Origin of the sequence: Shewanella algidipiscicola, from assembly GCF_900380485.1 — a bacterium.
Classification (GTDB): Bacteria; Pseudomonadota; Gammaproteobacteria; order Enterobacterales; family Shewanellaceae; genus Shewanella; species Shewanella algidipiscicola.
The window spans coordinates 231,516-252,321 of sequence record NZ_OXJV01000017.1 but is presented as its reverse complement, the minus strand read 5'-3'; the positions used below and the strand labels follow the sequence as shown (position 1 = coordinate 252,321).

Genomic DNA, 20,806 nt, shown 5'->3' with positions numbered 1-20,806 from the left:
GCCTCCAAGGTGCTTTTGTTTTGTTAACAAAAACCTATAATGGCAGAGCAGATCAAGATTAAAACAATAAAATGAACAAATTGGAGTGATATTGATGATTAAACAGTTTAATACTGTTAAGCAGGCGATAGCGTTATCGCTGGGGATTTTCAGTTTTAGTAGTAGCGCCGCAGATGTGTTGACGGCCGAAGAGGTCATAGGCCTACAGCAGGTAGCCCAGGTGCAAGTGAGCCCATCGGGCGATAATGTGGCATTTACCCGTTATGTGCCTCGCCAATTGTATAAAGAAGAAAATGGTGCCCATTGGGCCGAGCTTTACTTGGTGGACGGTAAGGGGGTTGAGCGTCCTTACATTACTGGGCAGGTGACCATCACCAATATTCAGTGGTCTGCCGATGGCTCGTTGGTCTACTTCTTAGCCAAGATGGGCGAAGATAAACACACCGCCCTGTATCGAATCCCTTTTAATGGGGGACAAGCGGTTAAGACCTTGTCGCTAAAGGGAACGGATGTCGCTGACTATGCTCTGAGCCATAATGGTAAGCAAGTCGCCTTAATCGCTAAACCAGCCAAAGATAGCAGTGTCGATGAATTGAAAAAACTCGGCTTTATGGCCGAAGTTTATGAAGAAGACTTAACCACGAAACAGTTATTTGTGCTGGACTTGGCCGTTAGTGATAAGCCGTTAACCCCTGTTGCTTGGCCAATAGATGATGTGGTGTCTGCAGTGCAGTGGTCGGCAGATGACAGCCAGTTATTGGTAAAGACTCAGCCTAGCGCATTAATTGACGATCAATACATGAAATCCCAATGGCACATTGTCGATGCCAACCAACAAAAGATCATGACCTCTTTTATCACCGAAGGTAAATTAGGCACGGCAGAGTTTTCTTATGATGGGCAATATGTGGCGATCCTAGGGGCGCAGGACAAGCACGATCCCGCGTTAGGCCGTCTCTATCTGGCCGAGACGAAAACAGGCAAGATCAGCTCATGGTTACCTAATCACTTAGGTCATGTGAGTGATTTTGAGTGGAAAAACAAGAGTAACGAACTGTATTTTATCAGTAATATCAACACCGACTCCATCGTGGGTTTACTCAGACCCGGGAGCAGCGATTACCGCAAGGTAGTCAAACCTGGGCAGCTTATCGCCTCACAACTGAGCTTATCTGACTCGGACAAGACCCTAGTGATGCGTGCCAATAACGCTAAGCACCCTAATGAGGTCTACCGGATTGGAAGCCGTGACTCTAGCGCCACGCGTTTGAGTAATTCTAATCCTTGGCTAGACAATAAACGCTTTGCGAAGCAAGAGTCTATCTCATTTACCACCAGTGACGGTGTCGATATTGGCGGTGTTCTTATCTACCCATTGAATTATAAAAAGGGGCAGCGATACCCTTTAATCATGTCGGTACATGGGGGGCCAGAGAGCCATGATAAAGATGGATGGTTAACCAACTACTCGCGTCCAGGGCAGCTAGCAGCGGCGCAAGGCTACGCAGTGTTTTATCCTAATTATCGCGGCAGTACAGGTAAGGGGGTTGATTACTCTAAGCTTGGGCAAAACGATTATGCCGGTAAAGAGTTTGACGATTTAGTTAGCTTTAAAGATCACCTTGTGGATATGGGGCTGGTGGATGCCAAGAGAGTCGGCATTACAGGCGGCTCCTACGGCGGTTACGCCTCTGCGTGGGCGGCGACTAAGTTAACTGATCATTTTGCTGCCAGTGTGATGTTTGTTGGGGTGACTAATCAACTGTCTAAGTTTGGTACGACAGATATCTCCAACGAGATGCATCTAGTGCATGCACGTTCATACCCATGGGAAAAATGGCAATGGTATTTAGAGCGTAGCCCTATTTATTGGGCGGGTCAGTCTAAGACGCCTCTGCTAATCATGCATGGCAAAGAGGATCCTCGGGTGCATCCGGCGCAGTCAATGGAGCTGTATCGCTATATGAAAGTGCAAGGTAAAGCGGTACGTTTGGTGTATTACCCTGGCGAAGGTCACGGCAACCGTAAAGCGGCGGCTCAATATGATTATCACCTGCGTTTAATGCGCTGGATGGATCATTACCTTAAGCAAGATGCAAGTGACCTGCCTAGCTTCGAGTTAGATCATAAAGCTAAGCTAGAGGCGGTAAAAACCCAAGCTTAAAGCATGGCGTGTGAGCCTTATTGACGCTCAATTAAGTCAACATTAACTCTCATTACGTCGATAAAAAAAGCGCCTGATATTAGGCGCTTTTTTTGTTGAGTCATACGATGAACATGAGTACCGATTCAGCTTGGTTACATTAAGGTGGCGGCTTTCATATTTCGGGTAAATTCGGCTAATGTGGCCAGTAACCTTGCAGGATCATCTTGATGCTCGGCGATGATCTTAACTACGGCAGAGCCCGAAATCGCCCCAACAGCGCCGGCGTTAATCGCCTCGCGTACCTGTGCCGGTTCGGCAATACCAAACCCCAGCAGGGGCGGCGCGCCGTTAAAGGCCTTTAGGCGGGCTAAAATATCGGCGATGGGCATGCCCGCCTTCGACTCGGTGCCCGTCACGCCTGCACGAGATAACAGATAGGTATAGCCTTTACCATGCTCGCTCACCTGTTGCAGGGTATCGCTGTCGGCATTGGGCGGCGCAATAAAAATGGGCGCTATGCCATGGTGCGTTGCCGCCTTGATAAAGGGTTTGGCTTCCTCCACGGGCACGTCGGCAATTAGCACCGAATCGACACCGGCCGCCTTGGCCTTGGCATAAAAAGTGTCGATGCCATTGCTATAGACTAAGTTAGCGTACAGTAGTAGGCCAATGGGGATATCGGGATACTTGTTTCGGATCTGGCTTAACATCTCAAAGCAGTGGCTGGCGGTGGTGCCACTTGCCAGCGAGCGCAGATTTGCCCCTTGGATCACTGGGCCATCGGCGAGCGGATCGGAAAATGGGAACCCCAGCTCTAAGGCATCAGCGCCATTATCGACCAAGGTGTCGATTATTTGTAGCGACAATTCAGGGTTTGGATCTCCCAAGGTAACGAAGGGGACAAAAGCGCCCTGATTAATAGCCTTAAGGGCGCTAAACGTGGCGTCATAACGGTTACTCATTGCCGCTCTCCTGTGGTGCTGACTTGACTTGTTGTTCGAGAATGTCGGCGACGGTGAAGATATCTTTATCACCACGGCCCGACAGGTTAACCACGAGCAGGGTCTCTTTGGTGGCTTGTTTGGCCAGTTTAACGGCGTAGGCGAGTGCATGAGCCGACTCCAATGCCGGAATAATGCCCTCACAACGCGCTAATTGTTGAAACGCTTCTAAGGCTTCATCATCGGTGGCAGACTCATAAGAGGCTCGTCCCGTTGCCGCCAAATGGGCGTGCTGTGGCCCTACCGAGGGGAAGTCCAGCCCTGCCGAGATAGAGTAAGACTCCTCAATTTGGCCCTCTTTATCCTGCATTAGTGGCGCTTTCATGCCAAAGAAAATGCCAGTTTTACCGTGTTTAAGTGGCGCGCCGTGCATCGGCGTGTCTATGCCTAAGCCCGCGGGCTCGACACCGATAAGCTGCACCGAGGGTTCATCGATAAAGTCGGCGAACATCCCAATAGCGTTTGACCCGCCGCCGACGCAGGCGATGACGGCATCGGGTAGGCATCCTTCGCGCTCGAGGATCTGTTTTTTGGTTTCGGCGCCGATCATCCGCTGAAATTCACGCACTATGGTAGGGAACGGGTGCGGCCCTGCCGCTGTACCAAGTAAGTAGTGGGCTTTGTCATAGCTGCCAGACCAGTCACGCATGGCTTCGTTACAGGCATCTTTTAAGGTGCTAGAGCCTGATGTCACCGGAATGACTTCGGCGCCCATCAGTTTCATCCGAAACACATTGGGGGATTGACGTTCGACATCTTTGGCACCCATATACACCTTGCATTTTAACCCCAGCAGGGCACAAGCCAGGGCGGTCGCGACGCCGTGTTGGCCTGCGCCCGTCTCGGCGATGATCTCTTTTTTGCCCATGCGTTTAGCCAGTAAAGCCTGACCTAACACTTGGTTTGTTTTGTGGGCGCCGCCATGGAGTAAATCTTCACGCTTTAGGTAGATTTTGACTAAAGGGTTGGGACTTAAATTTCGGGTTAAGGTTAAGGCGGTAGGACGCCCGGCATAGTTTTTCAGCAGGTCGTTAAATTCGGCTTGAAAGGCTTCATCTTGCTGCGCATCGACAAAGGCCGACTCCAGTTGCTTCAATGCTGGCATCAATATTTGTGGTACATACATACCGCCATATTCGCCAAAGTAAGGGTCAAGCTTAGTCATAATCGTGTCCTAATGTGTTGCCCAGAGTGAGTGCTGGGCGAAATATCAATAAGTGTATGGTCAATCTGCTTAATATTGGCGTAACGCCTTAAAGGCAGCGTTCAGTTTATGGCTATCTTTTAGCCCAGGCGCGCTCTCAAGGCCGGAGTTAAAGTCCAAACCGAAAAATCCTTGTGTTGCCGCTTGTGTAGCGTTTTCGTCATTGAGCCCGCCAGCTAACATGGCCTGTGCTTTATGGGGCAGGGCCAACTGCCAATTAAAACACAGCCCAGTGCCGCCAAATTGGCCAGCGTTATCGACTTGTTTGTTAAGCCGTTGGCTGTCATACAGTAGTCGATCAACCATGGATGGCACTTCGATGTTAAGGTTTGCTGTGCCGCTATCGACGCTAATGGGGAGCGCTTTCCATATCTGCGCGTTGCAATCGAGAGCCTTGAGTGCCTGTTGCAGCGTAGCGATATCTTCGGCGGTTTCCTTGCCATGTAATTGCACCGCAAACAGGTTAAGCGAAGCCGCAATCGCGGCAATAACCTCAGTGGCCTCATTGACAAAAACCCCGACAAATCGTAACGCTTTACCTCTGGCACGTTGGCGCTGTACTAGCTCAAGTGCGCGCGCTGGGCTGATATAACGGGGAGATTTGGGGGCAAAAATCAGCCCGCCGTAGACGGCGCCGGCGTCGGTTACAGCTTGTATATCAGCATCACGTGTCAACCCACACACCTTGTTGTGTCCCAGTGTCAACATGCGACACGCGATATCTAAATCGTCCTCGGCCATCAAGGAGCTGCCCACCAAAAAACCATCGACTAACGGGCTCAAGCGGCGTACCTGAGCATGCTGGTAAATGCCTGACTCACTGATGATCACCCGATCTTGTGGTATGGCGGGAGCGAGCGCCTCTGTGGTGGCTAAATCGGTGGATAGATCGCGAAGATTGCGATTGTTTATGCCAATGATGGCGGCATCGAGCGCGATGGCTCGCTGCAGCTCGGCTTCGTTGCTCACCTCTGTCAGGATATCGAGTTGATAGACCTGCGCTTGCTGAGCCAGAGTACGATACTGCGCATCATCGAGCACAGATAACATCAGCAAAATTGCATCGGCACCTTGATGCGCCGCCAGCTTGACTTGGTAAGTGTCGACAAAAAAGTCTTTACACAAAATCGGTTGTGCAACGCGCGCCCGCACCTTAGGGATATAATCCATATCCCCTTGAAAAAACTGCTCATCGGTCAGTACCGATATTGCCGCAGCGTAATGGGCGTAAACGTCGGCAATGGCTTCAACATCAAAGTCTTGGCGAATTAGCCCTTTAGACGGACTGGCTTTTTTGCATTCAAAGATAAAACCAGCATTAGGCGCTTTTAATGCGTCAAATAGACTGCGATCCGACTGTTTGGGCTGAAGTGATGCTTCAGGAAAACGCAACTTAAGCGCGGCAATATGTGCCGCTTTGGTCGCAACAATACGGGTTAATACGTTACTTTGGCTTGGCGCTGCTTGACTACTCACAATGACTCCTCGGATTAATTGGCAGGGCGGCTGGCGTTGGCGAGCTGCTCGAGTAAGGTGAAGGCTTTGCCACTGTCGAGTATGGCTAAGGCCTGCTTTACCCCCTCGAGGGGAGTGTCGCTGTGGCCCGAAATATAGAGCGCGCACCCAGCATTGACGGCCACAGCATTGCGATGTGCTTGGCTGCCTTGCCCCTGTAAAATGGCGCGCGTGATGGCGGCATTTTCCGCAGGGGTGCCACCTTCAAGCTCGGCTAATGTCGCTTGCTCAACCCCTAATGCCGCTGGGGTTAGGGTATATTGGGAGATCTGCTTGTCTTTGAGCTCGCACACTAAGGTGTCACCATGCACTGCCACTTCATCTAAGCCACTGCCATGCACCACCATGGCCCGCTTGAGCCCTAATGTGTTGAGCACATTTGCGATAGGCTCAACTAACTCACGGCTATACACGCCCAGTACAATATAATCTGGGTTGGCAGGGTTGATAAGCGGACCTAACAAGTTAAACAGGGTGCGGGTTTTTAATGATTGACGCACCGGCACGGCATGGCGCACTCCGCCATGGTAATGGGGCGCAAATAAAAAACATAACCCCAGCTCATCGAGGCAGTCGCGAGCCGTCTCTGGCGACATGGCTAAGTCGATACCAAATTGCGATAGTAGATCCGATGAGCCTGATTTACTCGATACGCTGCGATTACCGTGCTTAGCTACTTTGGCGCCAGCAGCGGCAGCCACAAAGGCTGCAGTGGTGGAGATATTGATGGTGTTATGACCATCGCCGCCAGTGCCGACTATGTCGACTATTCCTTGGCGACGAGTGGTGGCGTTGGGGATCGGAAACACCTTGGCGGCGGCGCGTAGCGCGTCGGCGGCACCGGAGATCTCATCGATGGTTTCACCGCGCATCTTCATGGCGACCAACATGCCAGCCATAGTGGCTTCACCCATTTCACCTTGAATTATGGCGCTAAAGAGCAAGTTAGCTTGGTCGCGACTGACGCTCTGACCTAAATACAACTTATCGATAATCGCTTGTAGGTCGCTCATTTACAGTGCTCCTTTATCAGTACTTAACCCGAGTTTGTCACCTGTTAGATAGTCCAATGTTTGGGTTAACAACTGGCTGCCTAAGGTGGTCAAAATCGATTCGGGGTGAAATTGAAAGCCAATGGCTTTGAATTCCTTATGGCTAATAGCCATCGGCATGGTGTCTGTGGTGGCTATCACCGCTAAACAGTCGGGTACTTGGGTGGCGACTAAACTGTGATAGCGGGCCACCGGCAGCGGCGAGGGCAATCCGTGGAAGATCCCTTGGCCGCTGTGCAGGGTTGGGCTGGCCTTACCGTGTACCACCTGTGTGGCGCGCTCAACTTTACCCCCAAAGTGTTCAACCATAGCTTGATGGCCTAAGCAGATCCCCAGCATAGGGACTTTGCCCGCCAGCAGGCCAATAAGCGCCATTAAGCAGCCTGCTTCATGGGGGGCTCCAGGGCCTGGTGATAAGATTAACGCCACAGGCTTGGTTTCACTGAGCAGCTTATCGGCGATAAAGCTTGCCGCCACATCGTTACGGTAAATAATCACTTCACAACCTAGGCTGCGAAATTGATCCACCAGGTTGTAGGTAAATGAATCGAAATTATCCAGCAGATACAGTTTCATTGTCCGCCTCCCATCTTGATGGCTGTAATGACCGCTTGTGCTTTTTGGCGGGTTTCATCGGCTTCGGCCTGGGGATCGGAATCAAACACAACCCCTGCGCCGGCTTGAATATGCGCCGTTCCCTGTTTCACAAAGGCTGCGCGGATCACTATGCAGGTATCCATATCGCCTAGGCCATTGATGTAGCCAACGGCGCCGCCATAGCTGCCGCGCCTCGCTTGTTCGGCACCGCGGATCAATTGGGCTGCACTGACTTTTGGGGCGCCCGTTAAGGTGCCCATGTTCATGCAGGCTTGGTAAGCGTGTAGGGCATCGAGGTCGCTGCGCAGTTGGCCGGTTACGCGGCTGACTAAATGCATCACATGGGAGTAGCGATCCACTTTAAGTAGCTCAGGCACTTGGCGACTGCCGCTTTGGCTAATACGTGCGATATCGTTACGGGCAAGATCCACTAACATCAAATGTTCAGACAGCTCTTTTTTGTCCAGTCTTAATTCCAGTTCGATACGGCTGTCTAGATCAAAATCGATGTCACCATTGGCTTTTTTGCCACGTTTGCGTGTGCCGGCAATGGGATAAATTTCCACTTGATTGGTTGCCGCCTCATATTTAAGGGCGCTTTCGGGTGAGGCGCCAAACAAGGTAAAATCATCGCCGCGAAAATAAAACATATAAGGGCTAGGGTTGGTGAGGCGCAGTGCGCGGTATGCCCCTAATGTGTTCGGGCAAGGCAAGCTAAAGCTGCGTGAAGGCACTACTTGAAAAATATCGCCAGCGATAATATGTTCTTTTAAGTCATTGACTATGTTTATAAAAGCCTCATCATCAATATTGACTTGGGTGGGCGCATCAATTGGGATTAAGACATCGATAGGCTTGAGTGTGTGACAGGCTCTTTTTAGGGTCTCAGTACGCGCTGCCAGCACTGCCTGAACACTCGCTTGTTGGCTAAAATCATGGGTTATCAAGTTGGCAGTTTGCTGCTGGTGATCGACTAAAATGAGGGTTTCAGCTAAATAAAACAGGTAATCAGGACAGCTATTTTCACTCTCAGGCACCGAGGGCAGGGGCTCGACGGTATCGATAAGATCATAGGCCAATACGCCGCCTAGAAATAACGACTCAAACTCGACATCATCACCGCAATCGATATGTTGCACTAAAGTCCTAAGACCATCTAAAGGTGAGGTGGCTTTGAGTCTGGCGTCTTCATCGAGCTGGGCTGGCGCCTGATTGAGCGTCAGGGTTAAGCAATTACCCTTCAGTTTGGCATTGTCGAGGTTAAAAAAAGCTTTAATGGGCGCTAGCAATGACTGACCATTAGCATTGAGTGCAGTAAAGGTTAGGCGAAATCCTTCACAGCGTATCATCATCGAGGCGTGCGTCATCACGATGCTCTTAAGATGGTCTTTACTGTCTACCTCTGCTGATTCGAGCAACATGGTGTGCGGCGCATTTTGGGTAAGTTGTTGATACAAGTTGAGTGGATCGTCTTGGTAAGTGATCCGCTCCTTTACTGTGTTGACTCTTGCCAAAGAGGGTAGCGCCATGTGTCTGCTCCTGCGTCAATCAAACCGTTAATTTGATTGGTATAAATTAATAAAATACATTAATGAAATTAAACCCTTAAATGCAAAAAGCCCGCATTTAATGCGGGCTTTTTGTTTAAATCTAGTCTCTTTTACATGAGCACAGAAATTCACACCACCCGCTATGTTGGGAAGTGCCACCACCAAATGATGTGATTAAATTGCTGTGTCATAAGATTGTGTCTCTAAAAGTCATGTAAAAGTTAAATTATGTCGTTGGCTATATAAAAGCATCAGCATGGTAGTGATGTCAATGGAATATTTTTCTATTTCTAAAAATAGTGATTAATGCCAAGGCACTGCGCTATTTGAGCATCAATGTTTGTGTAAATAAGTTAAGCCAATTAGATGTTTCTAATGGCAAACTCGAGTAGAATATACGGATGACAGATGAAACGCTTTTAATCGATCTACACAGCCACACCACCGCATCTGATGGCCAATTAACGCCATCCGAATTAGTCGCTCGTGCCCTTGAAAAAGGGGTGCAGGTGTTGGCCATTACTGATCACGATACGACGGCGGGCCTCGATGAGGCGCACCATTTTAACAATGCGCAGCCTAAGCCGCTAAAATTGGTGGATGGCACCGAGATATCGACTCGTTGGAATAACTTTGATATTCATATCGTTGCCTTAAACATCGATAGAACAAACGCCACGCTTGATGGGTTTCTCTGTCAGCAGCGTTCCCTGCGCGAAACCCGCGCTAAAGAGATAGGTCTTAGGTTAGAAAAAGCCGGTATCGAAGGGGCTTACGAAGGTGCAAAAGTGTTCGCGGGTGGCGCGGCATTAAGTCGTGGCCATTATGCGAGATGGCTGGCAGAACATGGCTATGCGGTCAATCAGGCGTCGGTATTTAAGAAATACCTTGCCCGAGGTAAAACAGGTTATGTACCTAATAATTGGTCCGACATGGCCAGCGCCATTGAGATTATTCATCAGGCTGGCGGCGTTGCGGTATTAGCGCATCCAAGTGGCTATAAGTTGTCGGCTAAATGGCTAAAGCGTTTAGTGCGCGACTTTAAAGCGGCCGGCGGCGATGCCATGGAAGTGGTGCTGGGTCAGCAAACTTTAGATGATCGCAATAATTTAATTGCCCTTAGTAAACTTAATCAGCTATTCGCGTCCCTTGGTAGTGATTTCCACTTTCCGGGTAGCTGGATTGAGTTGGGTAAAAATATGTTCCAACCCCAGGGGGTAGACTGGGTTTGGCAAATGGATAAATGGATGGAAAGCCGATGAGTCAATTTTTTTATGTTCATGAGGAAAACCCACAAACGCGGTTGATTAACCAAGCGGCGCAACTGATTAAGCAAGGAGGAGTGGTAGTTTACCCCACCGATTCTGGTTACGCCTTAGGGTGTTTATTGGGTGAAAAGGAGGCGATGACGCGTATTGCGCGCATTCGTCAGATTGATAACGATCACGATTTTTCCTTGATGGTGCGTGACCAGTCTGAGCTGGCAACCTACGCACGCGTCGATAACCAAGCTTATCGTGTGCTTAAAAACAACACACCTGGGCCGTTTACCTTTATTTTTAAGGCGACCAAAGAGGTGCCTAAGCGTCTGCAAAACCCGAAAAAGAAGACCATAGGTATTCGGGTACCCGACAATATTATCGCGCTGGCCTTACTTGAAGCGTTGGATGCACCGCTGATGTCGACCAGTTTGATCATGCCAGGAGAAGAGTTTACCGAATCTGATCCCGAGCATATCCGCGATATTTTAGAGCACCAAGTGGATGTGATTATTCATGGCGGATATTTAGGACAGAAACCCACCACAGTGATCGACTTGTCTGAAGGGGAGATTGAGATACTGCGCGTTGGGGCGGGTGATGTGAGTCAGTTTGGTTAATTTCCTGTCTATTGGGGGATTAAGCAGGTATAATCGCGCGTTTGATAAAAGCCATACCGTTAAGATGGTGCTGGTGACTATCGTTTTACCCTTTGAAAAATAAGGGAGTATTGGGAGAGCGGATGCAGGGTACACAGCAAAGTCTACCTTTAGCCGTGGTACGCGGTGAAGTGGTGAAACACTTACCCGCCGATCTTTTTATTCCTCCCGAAGCGCTCGAAGTATTTCTTGAGTCGTTTGAAGGTCCGCTCGACCTGCTGCTGTATCTGATCCGCAAGCAGAAACTCGATGTGGTAGATTTGGCCATTTCACCAGTGACGGATCAATATCTTGAATATATTGAACTGCTGCAAGGGGCTAGGGTTGAATTAGCCGCCGATTATCTGGTGATGGCGGCGACCTTGGCCGAGATTAAGTCTCGGCTTTTGCTGCCTAAACCTGATATGGCTGATGAAGAAGAGGACGATCCTCGCGCGCAATTGATTAGGCAATTAAAAGCTTATGAAGTGATCAAAGAGGCGCAGTTGCGCCTGGATGAATTACCCCGTTTAGAGCGTGATATTTTTCAAGCCAGAGCCTTACCTGCTGCCGATATTAAGCCAGTATTGGTGCCGCCTTCGGTGTCGTTAGTCGAGTTGGCCAGCGCGTTTGCCGCTGTGCTAAAACGGGTTGAAGCGACTGAGCACCATCATGTTCGTCGGGAAACCTTGTCGACACGTGAACGCATGATCCAGATCTTGGCTATGCTAGAAGGTAAGTCTTACGTCCCGTTTGAACACCTGTTTGATGTTGCCGAAGGGCGCAGTGGTGTGGTGGTGAGTTTTCTGGCGCTGATGGAGCTGGTCAAAGAGTTACTGGTTGACGTCATTCAGGCCGAGCCGTTGTCGACCATCCACGTTAGGGCGTATTGAGTTGTCGAAAAATAAACTGCAAATCAATCCAGAACAACTTAAGCAGCTAATCGAGGCGAGCTTATTTGTGATGGCGAAAACGGTATCGATAAAACATTTAAGCGAGAGCGTGCTGGCCAATTTTAACGTTTCACGGGTTAAAATTAAGGCGGCGATTGATGCTTTGCAGCAAGACTATCAAGGCCGCGGCGTTGAATTAGTTAAAGTGGCAGGGGGCTATCGATTTCAGAGCATTGAAACCTTAAGTCCTTATTTACAACGTTTATGGCAAGAGAAAGCGCCGCGCTACTCAAGAGCGACGCTAGAAACCTTGGCGGTGATAGCCTACCGTCAACCTGTGACACGTGGCGATATTGAGTTTGTCCGCGGTGTAGCAGTCGGTAGCCATATAATTAAGAGTTTGTCCGATAGACATTGGATAAAGATTGTAGGCCATAAAGAGGTGCCGGGACGGCCCGCTCTGTATGCGACTACAAATGAATTTTTAGCCTATTTTGGCTTAGATACGATAGCAGATCTTCCTGCTTTATCTGATGCTGAGTCATTAGCGGCGCTGTTTTCTGGTGTGACCCGTCCTGAGACGGACATAGACGCGCCAGAGTCCGCGCCCAAAACTACAGAAGAGTCTACTAATGAGTGAAAAATTGCAGAAAGTCTTGGCCCGTGCAGGCCATGGCTCCCGTCGTGAGATGGAGGCATGGATTGCTGCAGGTCGAGTTAGTATTGACGGTGAAATTGCCAAGCTTGGCGATCGTATCGAAGCTGATGCCAAAGTGCGTATCGATGGCCGCAGCGTATCGGTTAAATCTGAAGAAGATTTAGTTTGTCGTGTGATTGCTTATCATAAGCCTGAAGGTGAGATTTGCAGTCGTAAAGATCCTGAAGGACGTCCAACGGTATTTGACCGTTTGCCTCGTACGCGTGATTCACGCTGGGTTGCAGTGGGTCGTTTAGATATCAACACCTCTGGGTTGTTGCTGTTTACTTCTGACGGTGAATTGGCTAATCGCCTCATGCATCCGTCACATGAAGTTGAGCGTGAATATGCCGTGCGTACTTTTGGTGAAGTGTCTGATGCTGTTATTCAGCGCCTTCGTAATGGGGTGACTCTGGAAGACGGCCCTGCTCACTTTGATAAAGTAAAGCCTGCGGGCGGCGAGGGCATGAATAAGTGGTGGCATGTGTCACTGGCTGAAGGCCGTAACCGTGAAGTGCGCCGCTTGTGGGAATCTCAAGAGGTGCAGGTTAGCCGTTTGATCCGTATTCGTTACGGTATGATTGAGCTGCCAAAGACATTGCCACGTGGTGGTTGGGTAGAATTGCCGATTGAGCAGGTTAATTACCTACGTAAATTAGCCGGACTCGAAGAAGAGACCCGCACCTTAATGGGTACCGATAAACACAGTGTTGCCCGCTCTAAAGTGAAAAGCGCCAAGATCCGTCGTGCGGTGCGCAAGCACAAGACCACTGCGGGTAAGACGCCTCGTCAACGCACTTAAAGTGAGCTGCTGAGCACTGAGGCATAAGAGCCTTACGCTATTGACTGAATGCACACCATCTTGGTGTACATTCAGTCGTTTAGCTAGATTTGTTGAATGATGATGTTTTTATATCGAGTGTGTTGTTTATAAAATCTTTTTATATGTGACACATGACTGAAAAACGTTTTTACTACTCCACTTACCGTCTAAAAAACACGCATAGCTGTGGTGTTATTTTACTTGTATACACAGCTAGCGTGACGCTCACAAAAAGCCGCTTCAGCGGTTTTTTTTGTACTTGGCCTGTGGCATTTGCTCATTAACCCTGATGCTGGTCATTATGTCATTCATTGCTCGACTGTGCTGGTTTACCTAGCCTTAAACTGAGTGATTAGCATTACTTTAGTAAGGCTGCTGATCTTCCTCTTCACCTTTAGCTTGTGAGTAGAGTGTCGCCAGAACCTTGCTAAGCCGTTTCTTCGTACATTTTCTATTGCGCTATTTCTTCCCACCTATATTTACTACGCTATGGTTTATCGATAAAAATTGACTCATGTGGCTTGATTTAGTCATGCCGATTTATGCATGAGGGTTAGGCAGCTTAAGGAGGGGCAAAGTTGAGCCGTCGTGGTGATGGCGTGACGTTTACTCTCTTGGTATCTATTTGTCAGTTGCCGTTGAGTCTGTGATGGTTGCACTTATCGCGCAGTTCACGCTTAATGGTGGACGTGATAAAGGTAATGAAGGGTATGTTATGGCGATGAGATTAAATTGGGTGAATAAGATCTGGGACAAGGGAGCACATAATGCCTTTAGCGACCTCACCTTGTTTAAACAACGACTGTATTGTGCCTTTAGAGAGGGCAGTGCACATGTCTCGCCCGATGGCATGATTCGGGTGTTGGCATCATCTGATGCCGGTGTCACTTGGCACTTAGTGGCAACATTAACCCATAGCGATGCCGATCTACGTGATGCCAAGTTGGTGGTGTTTGAGGGGCAACTGTATCTGTTTAGCGGTGCGACCTTCGCCAAAGGCCGCTCGCCGCGCATTCAATCTTATTATTGGTATTCTCATGATGGCTGCACTTGGTCTAAGCCCGTGGCTGTGGGCGGTCAAGATGAATGGTTATGGCGCATTACTGCCCATCAACATCGCTTACTTGGCATTGCCTATTATGCCGATGAACATGATGGTTATGTACGGCTTTACCAAGCACAGCTTGCCGAGGATGCATTGCTCGACTGGCAACCCTTAGTTAGTCACTTGAGTCGGGCTGGATATGTCAATGAGGCGGGATTAAGCATTGATGAACAAGGCGTTGCCTACTGCTTATTACGCCGCGATCCACTGTGGCAAACCGATGAACGGGCGTTGTTAGGGCAGTCAACAGCGCCCTATACTCACTGGCAGTGGCGGGTATTAGACAAACGTATCGGCGGACCGGTAAGTTTTATCTACCGGCAGCGGTTGTACGCCATTGTGCGTCTATATGACAAGATAGTGAGAACATCCTTGGTGGAAATAAAATTAGATACAGGCACTGTGGTTGAGTGTTTGAGGTTCCCATCGGGTGGTGATACCAGTTATGCTGGCATTGTGCAGCAAGGTGATGAGTTATTGGTCAGTTACTACTCATCTCATGAAGGAAAATGCGCCCTCTATTTTGCCAATGTGACGCTTGGTGCGAGTTAAAATAGTAGGCTAAAAACAGTAGCGCTAACATTTGGTTAACGCTGTTTTTATCAGTGGGTTAGCCTGAGCTCGTGACGATGCTCATGGGCGTGTTCTGCCGCACATTGTTGACAACGTTGCTCCAGCGGGTTGAGGGTTAAGCGCTGCGCTTCTATGTCTGCCTCACAGTCGGCGCATAAGCCATAGAGACCAATATCGAGCTGGCAAATTGCCGCATCGAGCTGGGTGAGTTGTATAAATAATGGCTCATCACAGAGTCTTGCTGCGGTTAAGGCATCGATCAATGCCGATAACGAGAGTGTCTCACTATCAATCGATAGCTGGTGTAGCGCTAGCAGTTGGCCTAACTCTTCCCTGAGATTAGCTTCAAGCTCTGACAGTTCATGTCTGATATAGGATCTGCTCACAAATCATTGCCTAGTTTAATCGTGTTAGGTAGCCAGTCTAAACCGCTGACTCAACTTGACTATGACGAAGATCAAAAGTGAGTGATATTTTGTTAAATATCGACACCAATCGAGCGCGCTGTGTCGGTCTTTGCCAACTTACCAGTGGATCACGCTAGCTGCTGCGCAGTAGCGACAGGATTTCAGCAGTATTTTTTAGCACTCTAACCTGTAAAAATAAGGCTTCACCTTCTAGGTAATGACGGGCAATAAACCTCAGCCACTGTTTTATGCGAGCGGGGTAATATTTCTCTTTTTCGCTGACAATTTCAAACTCTGAATATTGGATCAGTAGCGCTTTTACTTCGGGCCATGTCATTGGTAATTGGTTGCCTTTAACAACATGGGCTAGATTGGGCACAGTCAATGCTCCGCGGCCAAGCATCACATCATCACAACCACTGGCCTCTTTGCAATTAAGGTAATCTTCTCGGCTCCAAATTTCGCCATTGGCGATAATGGGCAGGGAAGTCGCCTGTTTGATTTTTTGAATATAGTGCCAGTGTGCAGGAGGTCGGTAGGCCTCCTCTTTAGTGCGAGCGTGTACTGTGAGTTCACTGGCGCCTGCAGCTTCAATGGCCTGTGCAATCTCAATGCAACGGCTTTTATCATCCCACCCGAGTCGAATTTTAGCCGAAACCGGTTTATCTAACGGCACCGCGTCTCGCACCGCTTTCGTCACTTGATATATGGTTTCGGGCTCTTTTAAGAGCGCGGCGCCGCCATTGCTGCGGTTAACCATAGGGGCTGGGCAGCCATAGTTGATATCGACACCACGAGAGCCCAGTTCAATGGCCCTGAGCGCATTTTCAGCCATCCAATTAGGGTGTTGCCCCAATAGTTGTAACCTCACAGGCGTACCGGCTTCGGTATGACATTGATATCTTAATTCGGCGCACAGTCGATAGAACACTTTTTCTGGCAGCAGTTGGTCGACGACGCGAATAAACTCGCTTATCACCATGTCATAGCCGCCCACTGCAGTGAGTAACGCGCGCATTGGTGCATCTGCAACACCTTCCATTGGGGCTAAAACTACTCGCATCGACTCGGTTCTCTCTTATCACTCGCGTTCTGATCGTACTACAAGCACGGTAAACAACGTGCCGTGTTGCTGCCCGCGGTAGTAAGTGTATCTAGCATTACTACGCAGCGGATTAAAGGGCGCTAATTCTACGCCATGGGCGGAGGACTTACAAAAATATTACGGGTGACTCATCAGTCAATTGCGTTTAAGTGGTGCTAAATTGAGTTGCACTACCACAGCATTTGCACCATAACTGTGATGCAGGATAAGTTTTTGCAATAAAATGTGATGGTGTCAGGTCATATGATACGAGCCAGCAACATTATGGAGTTGGCAACCAATTGCATACCATTGGATGAAGGAAGGAAAAGATTATGAAATTAGTTAAACAAACTGCGGTCGCTGTTGCTTTAGGTACTGTTTGTGTCGGTTCAGCTTTTGCGGCGCAAGCACAAGCTAACCCATTTGGTTATAGCGAAATGCAGGCTGGTTACCAACTTCTCGACGGTGAAGGCAAATGCGGTGAAGGTAAATGTGGTGAAAACATGAAGAAAGCCGCTAAAGAAGGTAAATGCGGCGAGAACATGAAGAAAGCAGCCAAAGAAGGTCAGTGCGGCGAAAACATGAATAAAGCCATGAAAGAGGGCAAATGTGGCGAAGGTAAATGTGGCGCAGAGAAAAAAGCCATGAAAGAGGGCAAATGTGGTGAAGGTAAATGCGGCGCCGAGAAGAAAGCCATGAAAGAAGGTAAATGTGGCGGTGAGACCAAAGTGAAAGAAGGCAAGTGCGGTGGCAATCAGTAGGCATGACAAGTCAATGTGTTGTGACTTCATGTTATAACACATGACTATAACATTGATTAAGCGCATTTATTTACTAAGTGGTGAGTTAATACGCGCAAGGTTAATGGTTATATCGTAAGCATAAAATGCTCTCATGCCTTTTTAGGTCAGTGTTTACTGGCCTAGTTTGTTTACTATTGTGTTGTATATTTATGGGGTTAATGATGAAGAGGACCTTATGGCTCAAGTAGCAAGCGTTGGTTTAGGCTTACGCCGAGAGATGCTCAATGAATTTTGCCAATCGGTACCGAGTGGGATCAATTTTTTTGAGGTTGCGCCTGAAAACTGGATGACCTTAGGCGGTAAGTTTGGGCGTCAATTTCGTCAACTGACAGAGCAACATCCATTTTTTTGTCATGGATTATCACTTTCAATTGGTAGCCCTGCGCCGCTGGATACCGATTTTGTGCACCGGATTAAACATTTTTTAGACATGCATGGTATCGAGATCTATTCCGAGCATTTAAGTTACTGCTCTGGCAGTGGCCATCTGTATGATTTAATGCCGATCCCCTTTACCGATGACGCGGTTATTCATGTTGCTAAGCGTATTAAGCAAGTGGAGGCGATACTGGAGCGGCCATTTATTCTTGAAAATGTCTCCTTTTATGCGGCGCCCGCCAGCCAGATGAGCGAACTGGAATTTGTCAACGCAGTATTAAGCGAGGCGGATTGTCAGTTATTACTCGATGTAAATAACATTTATGTCAATTCAATTAACCACCAATATGATGCTTTATCCTTTTTACAGGCCATGCCCACCGAGCGTATTGCCTATTTGCACATTGCCGGACATTACCAAGAAGCGGCTGATTTAATGGTTGATACCCATGGCAGCGATGTTATCACCCCCGTGTGGCAGTTATTGCAACAATGCTACGCCCACCATGGCGTGTTTCCAACACTATTAGAGCGCGACTTTAACATCCCCAAGACTGAAATACTGTTGCAGGAGATTAACCAAATACACGCTTATCAAGCGGCGGCCTTGTCACAACAGGAGCGGCGTGCGTAAATGAATTTTTTAACGGTGCAGCAAGCCTTTATCGATTACATTCGTGATCCCGCTTTACCTTTACCGCCGGGGACAGATAAACGCCGGATGCAAATTTATCGAGAGCTCTTTTTCAATAATATTAAGGGATTTATCTCAAGCGGCTTTCCGGTACTTTGTTCTTTATATGAGGAGGATGACTGGAATGCGCTGGTGCAAGACTTTTTTATGCATCATGAGTGTCAAACGCCTATCTTTATTGAAATTGCACAAGAGTTTTTGCTGTTTTTACAGCATGAATATCAACCTAATAAGCATGACGCGCCCTTTATGTTGGAGCTTGCACACTATGAATGGCTTGAGTTACTGGTGGCGACGGTGCCTGCACAATCAATACAGCACCCATTTAGCTCATCAGAGCTTGAAAATACGACACTGTGCCTGAATGTCGCGGCGCAAGTGGCGCAATATCACTTCGATGTGCAGCATATCAGCCCCAGTTATCGCCCGTTAAGTCCGAGCACTCAGCCCCAATTTTTCTGTATCTACCGAGATGCACAGGATGAGGTGTGTTTTTTACAATTAAATCCATTAACTGCACAGGTATTGGCTTACATTGGCCAGAGTAATGGTGTGACTTTTAGAGAAGTCTGTCAGTGGCTTAAACAGACTTTTAATCAGATGGATGGCGATATGTTGGTTAATGGCAGTCGGCAGATGTTAATTGAGATGAGTGATAAAAATATTGTCTTAGCGCAGCGCGGTTAATTTGTGGCTCATAAGACTTTCTATCTCCGGCACATCTCACTATAATGGCCGCGAAAATTGATCTAGATCAATAAAAGTCATTAATCTCGAGTGAGGAAGTCATGAGTCAGCCGTTTAAAGACCCGTTTAATATTGTTTATTTTGTTGGATTTTTGCTCGTATTGATGCTGCCAACATTACCCGCTACGCTATCTTGGTTGAAGCACCTACAACTGCTGTAGTCTCAATTCTGAACTCAGGTATACTAGCCACTCATTTCTGAGTGGTTTTTTTATGCGAGGGGCTAATGGCGTTAAAGCGTGGTGTGTTGCTAATGGTTGGCCTGATAAGTTTGCTTTTGGGGGTTATTGGTATTGTCGTACCTTTACTGCCAACAGTGCCATTTATCTTATTAGCGGCTTTCTGTTTTGCCCGTTCGAGTAGTCGTTTACACGCATGGTTAATGCGTCATCCTTGGTTTACTGATGCTTTGCAAGATTGGGAAAGCAAACGTGCGATGCGCAAGGGGTTAAAACGTAAAGCGTATGTGGCAACCAGCATAAGTTTTGCCATCAGCATTGCCCTAGTGCCACTGTTGTGGGTGAAAGTGATGTTGCTATGCATGGTAACGTTGTTACTGCTTTATTTACGCCAGATCCCTGAGTTGGAAGAGTAACCCTAGTAAGCTTTATTGCGTCATGGGGCAACGACACTATTTTGGTTAGTTTGCAGCAACGTCGTATAAAACAGAGCTTAAATGGCGAATGGTGATATGGCGCGCCAGTCTTGACTGCGCTTTGTGACACCCGTTGTTGCAACCCTTGGCAAAGGGGCTTAAGCTTTAGCCGAAAATTCTTATCTAACTGGCCTTATGGTCAGTTTTTCCCGTAAAGGGGTTTAATTGACAAAGATGGTAGCAATGAATATAGACAAGTTAGCCTTGATCAAAGAGAGCATTAAAACAATTCCTGATTATCCCAAACCAGGTATCATGTTTCGCGACGTGACCAGCCTGATGGAAGATCATAATGCCTATCAAGCAACCATTGAAATGTTTGTACAACAGTACAAAGACAGTGGATTTACCAAGGTTGTCGGCACTGAGGCTCGTGGCTTTTTATTTGGGGCCCCTTTGGCATTAGAACTTGGCTTAGGATTTGTGCCAGTACGTAAACCGGGTAAATTACCGCGTGAAACCATTTCAGAAAGCTATGAGCTTGAATATGGTCACGATATGTTAGAGATCCATACCGACGCCATTAACGCCGGTGATAAGGTATTAGTGGTCGATGATTTATTAGCCACGGGCGGTACTATCGAAGCGACAGTAAAACTCATCCGTAAGCTCGGTGGTGAAGTGAGCCACGCTGCCTTTGTGATCTCCTTACCCGATTTGGGCGGTGAGCAACGTTTAATTGATTTAGGCCTTGAACTTATGACGTTATGTGAGTTTGACGGCGAATAATATCCTGATTATCTCCTTTTAAATGCTACGATACGCCGACGTATTCGTAGCATTTTTGTTTTTTAATACCATATTTATCTGATTGATTTTCAAACACTCATTACGACTTTTTAACGTTATTGATTAAACATGCTGCGACGGTAGCGTAATGGTTAAAAATAACCTTAACCAAGGCCGCTGCTTGCTAGCGAGTTACGCCTTAGCGTGTTATTGTTTGCCCATTGTCGGAAGCGAGTTCCGTTATTGATTGATG

20 protein-coding genes are annotated in these 20,806 nt (G+C 48.1%); 12 read left to right on the top strand and 8 right to left on the bottom strand.

Going from position 1 to position 20,806, the window contains the following annotated elements; all coding sequences use genetic code 11:
* Positions 1 to 94: 94 nt before the first annotated feature.
* Positions 95 to 2,164: a S9 family peptidase gene (locus DN599_RS13295; RefSeq protein ID WP_110458074.1), complete on the top strand. Its 2,070-nt coding sequence runs from the start codon at positions 95 to 97 to the stop codon at positions 2,162 to 2,164.
* A gap of 134 nt (positions 2,165 to 2,298) precedes the next feature.
* Here DN599_RS13295 and trpA read toward each other — a convergent pair whose 3' ends face one another.
* From trpA to DN599_RS13265, 6 genes are all read right to left on the bottom strand, one after another.
* Complete coding sequence (gene trpA, locus DN599_RS13290; RefSeq protein WP_110458073.1) at positions 2,299 to 3,108, bottom strand: tryptophan synthase subunit alpha; 810 nt, start codon at positions 3,106 to 3,108, stop codon at positions 2,299 to 2,301.
* Positions 3,101 to 4,312, bottom strand: a complete 1,212-nt coding sequence (gene trpB / locus DN599_RS13285; protein WP_162599211.1) for a tryptophan synthase subunit beta — start codon at positions 4,310 to 4,312, stop codon at positions 3,101 to 3,103. The genes trpA and trpB overlap by 8 nt, the downstream gene beginning before the upstream one ends.
* 69 nt (positions 4,313 to 4,381) lie before the next feature.
* On the bottom strand, positions 4,382 to 5,827 hold the full coding sequence (gene trpCF, locus DN599_RS13280) for a bifunctional indole-3-glycerol-phosphate synthase TrpC/phosphoribosylanthranilate isomerase TrpF (RefSeq protein WP_110458071.1): 1,446 nt from the start codon (positions 5,825 to 5,827) through the stop codon (positions 4,382 to 4,384).
* Positions 5,828 to 5,841: 14 nt separating this feature from the next.
* The gene (gene trpD / locus DN599_RS13275; protein ID WP_110458070.1) at positions 5,842 to 6,879 is read right to left on the bottom strand and encodes an anthranilate phosphoribosyltransferase; all 1,038 of its coding nucleotides are present in this window, start codon (positions 6,877 to 6,879) and stop codon (positions 5,842 to 5,844) included.
* Positions 6,880 to 7,494: an aminodeoxychorismate/anthranilate synthase component II gene (locus tag DN599_RS13270; RefSeq protein ID WP_110458069.1), complete on the bottom strand. Its 615-nt coding sequence runs from the start codon at positions 7,492 to 7,494 to the stop codon at positions 6,880 to 6,882.
* Positions 7,491 to 9,044, bottom strand: coding sequence for an anthranilate synthase component 1 (locus DN599_RS13265; protein ID WP_110458068.1), 1,554 nt, complete (start codon positions 9,042 to 9,044; stop codon positions 7,491 to 7,493). Before DN599_RS13265 ends, DN599_RS13270 begins: the two co-directional genes overlap by 4 nt.
* A gap of 422 nt (positions 9,045 to 9,466) precedes the next feature.
* Here DN599_RS13265 and rnm point away from each other — a divergent pair, with 422 nt between their 5' ends.
* The 6 genes from rnm to DN599_RS13235 all read left to right on the top strand — a co-directional run bounded on the left by rnm (position 9,467) and on the right by DN599_RS13235 (position 15,032).
* A complete protein-coding gene (gene rnm / locus DN599_RS13260) occupies positions 9,467 to 10,327 on the top strand; it encodes an RNase RNM (RefSeq protein WP_110458067.1) in 861 nt (286 codons plus the stop codon).
* On the top strand, positions 10,324 to 10,944 hold the full coding sequence (locus DN599_RS13255) for an L-threonylcarbamoyladenylate synthase (RefSeq protein ID WP_110458066.1): 621 nt from the start codon (positions 10,324 to 10,326) through the stop codon (positions 10,942 to 10,944). Before rnm ends, DN599_RS13255 begins: the two co-directional genes overlap by 4 nt.
* Positions 10,945 to 11,066: 122 nt before the next feature.
* Positions 11,067 to 11,855, top strand: a complete 789-nt coding sequence (locus tag DN599_RS13250) for a segregation and condensation protein A (RefSeq protein ID WP_110458065.1) — start codon at positions 11,067 to 11,069, stop codon at positions 11,853 to 11,855.
* A 16-nt stretch (positions 11,856 to 11,871) separates the two neighbouring features.
* Positions 11,872 to 12,495: an SMC-Scp complex subunit ScpB gene (gene scpB, locus DN599_RS13245; protein ID WP_110458181.1), complete on the top strand. Its 624-nt coding sequence runs from the start codon at positions 11,872 to 11,874 to the stop codon at positions 12,493 to 12,495.
* Positions 12,488 to 13,354: a 23S rRNA pseudouridine(2605) synthase RluB gene (gene rluB, locus DN599_RS13240; RefSeq protein WP_110458064.1), complete on the top strand. Its 867-nt coding sequence runs from the start codon at positions 12,488 to 12,490 to the stop codon at positions 13,352 to 13,354. The genes scpB and rluB overlap by 8 nt, the downstream gene beginning before the upstream one ends.
* Before the next feature lie 646 nt (positions 13,355 to 14,000).
* Complete coding sequence (locus DN599_RS13235) at positions 14,001 to 15,032, top strand: sialidase family protein (RefSeq protein ID WP_239473306.1); 1,032 nt, start codon at positions 14,001 to 14,003, stop codon at positions 15,030 to 15,032.
* Between the two features lie 50 nt (positions 15,033 to 15,082).
* Here the strand turns inward: DN599_RS13235 and DN599_RS13230 are convergent, their stop codons facing one another.
* Entirely contained in the window at positions 15,083 to 15,439 is a 357-nt protein-coding gene (locus tag DN599_RS13230) for a TraR/DksA C4-type zinc finger protein (protein WP_110458063.1), read from the bottom strand.
* A gap of 154 nt (positions 15,440 to 15,593) precedes the next feature.
* Positions 15,594 to 16,523 carry a tRNA dihydrouridine(16) synthase DusC gene (dusC, locus tag DN599_RS13225; RefSeq protein WP_110458062.1) on the bottom strand — a complete coding sequence of 310 codons (930 nt, stop codon included), beginning with the start codon at positions 16,521 to 16,523 and terminating at the stop codon, positions 15,594 to 15,596.
* A 356-nt stretch (positions 16,524 to 16,879) separates the two neighbouring features.
* Between dusC and DN599_RS13220 the strand changes: the two genes are divergently transcribed.
* From DN599_RS13220 to apt, 5 genes are all read left to right on the top strand, one after another.
* Positions 16,880 to 17,308 (top strand): HvfA family oxazolone/thioamide-modified RiPP metallophore, encoded by a 429-nt coding sequence (locus DN599_RS13220; protein ID WP_110458061.1) that lies wholly within the window; start codon positions 16,880 to 16,882, stop codon positions 17,306 to 17,308.
* Between the two features lie 217 nt (positions 17,309 to 17,525).
* A complete protein-coding gene (locus DN599_RS13215) occupies positions 17,526 to 18,362 on the top strand; it encodes an HvfB family MNIO-type RiPP peptide maturase (RefSeq protein ID WP_110458060.1) in 837 nt (278 codons plus the stop codon).
* Positions 18,363 to 19,109 (top strand): HvfC family RiPP maturation protein, encoded by a 747-nt coding sequence (locus DN599_RS13210; RefSeq protein ID WP_110458059.1) that lies wholly within the window; start codon positions 18,363 to 18,365, stop codon positions 19,107 to 19,109. It abuts the gene before it with no gap.
* Positions 19,110 to 19,395: 286 nt separating this feature from the next.
* Positions 19,396 to 19,764 carry a YbaN family protein gene (locus tag DN599_RS13205; protein ID WP_110458058.1) on the top strand — a complete coding sequence of 123 codons (369 nt, stop codon included), beginning with the start codon at positions 19,396 to 19,398 and terminating at the stop codon, positions 19,762 to 19,764.
* A gap of 234 nt (positions 19,765 to 19,998) precedes the next feature.
* Positions 19,999 to 20,553, top strand: a complete 555-nt coding sequence (apt, locus tag DN599_RS13200; protein ID WP_204165136.1) for an adenine phosphoribosyltransferase — start codon at positions 19,999 to 20,001, stop codon at positions 20,551 to 20,553.
* Positions 20,554 to 20,806 lie beyond the last annotated feature (253 nt).

Coding starts and splice junctions, on each gene's coding strand:
- DN599_RS13295 (WP_110458074.1), top strand. CDS start 95: ATGATTAAACAGTTTAATACTGTTAAGCAGGCGATAGCGTTATCGCTG.
- trpA (WP_110458073.1), bottom strand. CDS start 3,108: ATGAGTAACCGTTATGACGCCACGTTTAGCGCCCTTAAGGCTATTAAT.
- trpB (WP_162599211.1), bottom strand. CDS start 4,312: ATGACTAAGCTTGACCCTTACTTTGGCGAATATGGCGGTATGTATGTA.
- trpD (WP_110458070.1), bottom strand. CDS start 6,879: ATGAGCGACCTACAAGCGATTATCGATAAGTTGTATTTAGGTCAGAGC.
- DN599_RS13270 (WP_110458069.1), bottom strand. CDS start 7,494: ATGAAACTGTATCTGCTGGATAATTTCGATTCATTTACCTACAACCTG.
- DN599_RS13265 (WP_110458068.1), bottom strand. CDS start 9,044: ATGGCGCTACCCTCTTTGGCAAGAGTCAACACAGTAAAGGAGCGGATC.
- rnm (WP_110458067.1), top strand. CDS start 9,467: ATGACAGATGAAACGCTTTTAATCGATCTACACAGCCACACCACCGCA.
- DN599_RS13255 (WP_110458066.1), top strand. CDS start 10,324: ATGAGTCAATTTTTTTATGTTCATGAGGAAAACCCACAAACGCGGTTG.
- DN599_RS13250 (WP_110458065.1), top strand. CDS start 11,067: ATGCAGGGTACACAGCAAAGTCTACCTTTAGCCGTGGTACGCGGTGAA.
- rluB (WP_110458064.1), top strand. CDS start 12,488: ATGAGTGAAAAATTGCAGAAAGTCTTGGCCCGTGCAGGCCATGGCTCC.
- dusC (WP_110458062.1), bottom strand. CDS start 16,523: ATGCGAGTAGTTTTAGCCCCAATGGAAGGTGTTGCAGATGCACCAATG.
- DN599_RS13220 (WP_110458061.1), top strand. CDS start 16,880: ATGAAATTAGTTAAACAAACTGCGGTCGCTGTTGCTTTAGGTACTGTT.
- DN599_RS13215 (WP_110458060.1), top strand. CDS start 17,526: ATGGCTCAAGTAGCAAGCGTTGGTTTAGGCTTACGCCGAGAGATGCTC.
- DN599_RS13210 (WP_110458059.1), top strand. CDS start 18,363: ATGAATTTTTTAACGGTGCAGCAAGCCTTTATCGATTACATTCGTGAT.
- DN599_RS13205 (WP_110458058.1), top strand. CDS start 19,396: ATGGCGTTAAAGCGTGGTGTGTTGCTAATGGTTGGCCTGATAAGTTTG.
- apt (WP_204165136.1), top strand. CDS start 19,999: ATGGTAGCAATGAATATAGACAAGTTAGCCTTGATCAAAGAGAGCATT.